The sequence below is a fragment of the Sutterella sp. genome (assembly GCF_052272535.1).
In the GTDB taxonomy this organism is placed as follows: domain Bacteria; phylum Pseudomonadota; class Gammaproteobacteria; order Burkholderiales; family Burkholderiaceae_F; genus Sutterella.
Map to the genome: position 1 here is coordinate 1 of NZ_DAVZJY010000221.1, position 3665 is coordinate 3665.

At 69.4% G+C, this 3665-nt stretch carries 3 protein-coding genes; 2 read left to right on the forward strand and 1 reads right to left on the reverse strand.

Going from position 1 to position 3665, the window contains the following annotated elements:
• Positions 1-216: 216 nt before the first annotated feature.
• A complete protein-coding gene (locus ACT6Y9_RS09410; RefSeq protein WP_443744335.1) occupies positions 217-1494 on the reverse strand; it encodes a multidrug effflux MFS transporter in 1278 nt (425 codons plus the stop codon).
• A gap of 97 nt (positions 1495-1591) precedes the next feature.
• Here ACT6Y9_RS09410 and gluQRS point away from each other — a divergent pair, with 97 nt between their 5' ends.
• Positions 1592-2473, forward strand: a complete 882-nt coding sequence (gene gluQRS / locus ACT6Y9_RS09415) for a tRNA glutamyl-Q(34) synthetase GluQRS (RefSeq protein ID WP_443744336.1) — start codon at positions 1592-1594, stop codon at positions 2471-2473.
• A 133-nt stretch (positions 2474-2606) separates the two neighbouring features.
• Complete coding sequence (locus ACT6Y9_RS09420) at positions 2607-3485, forward strand: DMT family transporter (protein WP_295477919.1); 879 nt, start codon at positions 2607-2609, stop codon at positions 3483-3485.
• The last annotated feature ends 180 nt before the right edge of the window (positions 3486-3665 follow it).

The following is a 3665-nucleotide window of genomic DNA, read 5'->3' on the forward strand; positions in this document are numbered from 1 at the left end:
CGCCTCCTTTTTTGTCTTCCGCAGCCCTGCCGGGCCACCCGGAAGACGCTGCGGTCTTCGGGCGCAACCGGACTTCACGCGCGGGATCCGCACCGCGGCAGCGCGATGCGCCGCCGGAGGCCGGGCGGCCTCCGGCAAAGCTCCGGCCGAAGAAGACGGAGGGGAGCCGGCCGGATTGCGAGCGTGGGCCGCGCGGGCGGCCCCGCCCCATGCGCCTCAGAAGCGCCCGGCGCCCGCCGGAAGATGCTTCGCGCGCGTGCGGTCGACGACCAGCCAGAGCGCGAGCGCGGCGAGCCCCGAGAAGAGCATCACGAGCGAATACTTCCAGGCCGCTCCCATCACGAGCGGCACCAGGAGCGCTGAAGAGGCGGCGAAGGCGCCGGTGAGGCAGAACTGCTGCACCGAAGCCGCCAGTCCGCGGCTCGTCGGGAAGTAGTCCAGGTTCATCACGTTGATGGTCGGGCGCACCGCACCCGCGGCGAAGTTGTAGACCAAGGGCGCCAGGAGCACCCAGGGGAAGCCCAGAGGCTCGACCCACTCGACCAGGGCGCCGACGAGCCCCGAACCGATGAGGAGCGCGAAGCCGCCGAAGACCAGGCGCCGGGCGCCCATCTTTTCGAGGAATTTCGGCCCGATCCAGGTGCCCGCCATCGAGACGGCGACGATCGGCACCATCATCCAGGCGAATTCGTCGATGCCGAGCCCCATGACGTGAAGGACGAAGTCGGCCGCTCCCGCCGAATAGACGATGAGACCCATGAAGCAGCACCCGTGGGCGAGAACGCCCGCGGTGAAGGGTGGGCACGCGAGCACCCTGCAGTAGCGCCGCACCGTCTCGGCGGGCCGGAAGGAGACGCGGCGCTCCGGCGGGAGGGACTCCTTGAGCACGAAGAGCGAAAGCGCGGTGAGCCCGAGGCTGAAAAGCGCGAGGAAGGCGAAGATCGAGCGCCAGCCGAAGTGCACCGTGAGCTCGCCCCCGACGATCGGCGCGAGGCAGGGCCCGAGCCCGAAGAGCACGGCGATGAGGGCGATGATCTTGGCGGCCTCGATGCCCTGCCAGCGGTCGCGCACGATCGCCTGCGAGAGCACGGGACCCGCGGACACCGTGAGTCCCATGAGGAAGCGCCAGCCGTAGAAGGCCTCGATCGACTCGGCGGTCATGGCGCCGAGCGAGGCCGCCGCGAAGCCGAGCGTTGCGGCCACGAGGACGCGCCGGCGCCCGAGCGCGTCCGAGAGCGCCCCGATGAAGAGCGAAACGACCGCGAACGTGACGAGGTAGAGCGAAAGCGACTGCTGCACCGCGACGATGCCGACGCCGAAGTCCTTTGCGATCTCGCCGAAGGCGGGCACGTAGGTGTTGGCGGCGAAGGGGCCGAGCGTGCCGAAGACGGCGAGAAGCGCGCCGTCGGCGAGCGTGGGCGGCGCGTGGGGCGGCGTCCGCCCGCGGGTGGGGGAGGCGGCGGAGGAACCGGCGGATTCGGAGGAGTCGGGCATTGAGGGACGGAGGACGAAAAGTGCGGCACCGCGGCTGACGCGCGGCGCACGACCTTAAAATTCTGCTCTTCCTCCGACCTTTCTCCAATAGTTCCGGATGCCTACCTCTCCGTCCTCAGAGCACGTCTACCGCGGACGCTTCGCCCCCTCGCCCACGGGGCGCCTTCATGCCGGCAGCCTCGCCGCCGCGCTCGCGAGCTGGCTCGACGCCCGCGCGCACGGGGGCGCGTGGATCGTGCGGATCGAGGACATCGACCCACCGCGCGACGTGCCCGGCGCAGGCGAATCCTTCATCGAGGACCTCGCGCGGTTCGGCATGACCTCGGACGAACCCGTGGTCTGGCAGCACGACCGGTACGCGGCCTATGAGGCGGCCTTGGCGAAGCTCACCGCGGCGGGGCTCGTCTTCGGCTGCGCCTGCTCGCGCAAGGAGATCTTCGCGGCCGACCTGCGTCTCAGACTTCCGCCCGGCGTCTACCCGGGCACCTGCCGCAGGGGCACGGGGGGACGCCCCGCGCGGTCGCTGCGCTTCCGCGTGCCCTCCGGAACGGTCTCCTTCACGGACCGCTGGTGCGGCTCCTTCACGCAGGACGTCGAGCACGCCGTGGGCGACTTCATCCTGCGGCGCGCCGACGGGCTCTGGGCCTATCAGCTCGCGGTCGTCGTCGACGACCTCGCCGCGGAAATCACCGACGTCGTGCGCGGCGCGGACCTCGTGGACAACACGCCGCGGCAGATCCTCCTCACGCGCGCCCTCGGGGGCGAACCGCCCCGCTACATGCACATTCCGCTCGTTCTCAACGACGAGGGCGAGAAGCTCTCCAAGCAGGCCGGCGCCCGCCCCGTGGACGTCTCCGACCCGACGGGTTCGCTCGAGCGCGCCTTCGCGCACCTCGGCTTCCCGCGGATCGGCGCGGATTCGCCCGAGGCGTTCCTCCGGGTAGCGGTGCCGCTCTGGCGCGAGCGCATCGTCGGCTGACCGCTCTGGAGACGCTCCGGACCTCGCGTCTTCCGCCCGACGCCCGGGGAAACCGCTTGTTTTCGTCTTCACCGGGGCGGTGCGAGAATGGATTCGTCCGCAGCTCCCGGAGGAAGGGAAAAGGAGATGAAGAATGGCGGTGAAGTCCCTCTGGATGCTCCTCGCGACCTTTCTCTTTGCGTTGGTCGCGCTCTTCACGAAGATGGCGGCGGACTACTTCACCGTCTGGGAGATCATCTTCTTCCGGAGCCTCTTCGGCGCAGCGCTCTGCATCGTCCTTCTCAAGCGCAGGCGCGTGCCCCTCGGCACCCGACACCCCTGGCGCCATCTCGTGCGCTGTGCGGTCGGAACGTGCTGCATCACGCTCGGCGTCTACGTGCTCAAAATTTTGCCGCTCGGCACCGCGCAGACCTTCGCTTACACCGGCCCCCTTTGGTTCTGCCTCTTTCTCGCCCTGGCGTCGCGCCTCGCGGGCGACCGGTTGGAGAAGCCCCTCCTCGCCGCCGTGGCCGCGGGCTTTGCGGGCGTGCTCCTCATTCTGCGGCCCGACCTGCCGGGCTCGGCCCTCACGGGCACGCTCCTCGGCGTTCTTCTCGGCAGCCTCGGGGGCGGCGCGGACTTCATGATCCGCGACCTCTCGCGCCACCAGGAGCCTCCCGAGCGGATCGTCTTCTACTTCACGCTCTGCGGCACGGTGACGGGCTTGATCGGCAGCATTGCAACGGGCTTCTCCACGCCCGCCGCCGAAGGCGTGATGCTTCTCCTCGGAATCGGTGCGGCGGCAACGGGCGCGCAGCTCTCCCTCACGACGGGGTGGTCCTGCGGGCATCCGCTTCTCAACTCCGTCTATCAGTTCGCGGGCATTCCCTTCGCCGTAATCCTCGGCTTCTTCATCTTCGGCGAACGCTTCGACGCCGTGACGCTCTGCGGCATCGCCGTGGTGACGGGCGCGGGCATGACGGCGACGGTGCTGCGGCTGGCCGCCGAAAGACGTCTGCAGGCGCAAGCGTGACCTGACTCCGAGAGCGCCGGCCGCCCGAGAAAGCTCCACACGACGGAAGCCGGGCTGGAGCGGGCGACGGTCGGTTTTTGCACTAACACAAATAGCCCCCGAAACCTAAGTTCCGAGGGCTGGCATCAGGGCTGACGCACGGCGAAGTGGTCACTTCGTCGAACGATAGATCTCCACCAA

Coding starts and splice junctions, on each gene's coding strand:
- ACT6Y9_RS09410 (WP_443744335.1), bottom strand. CDS start 1,494: ATGCCCGACTCCTCCGAATCCGCCGGTTCCTCCGCCGCCTCCCCCACC.
- gluQRS (WP_443744336.1), top strand. CDS start 1,592: ATGCCTACCTCTCCGTCCTCAGAGCACGTCTACCGCGGACGCTTCGCC.
- ACT6Y9_RS09420 (WP_295477919.1), top strand. CDS start 2,607: ATGGCGGTGAAGTCCCTCTGGATGCTCCTCGCGACCTTTCTCTTTGCG.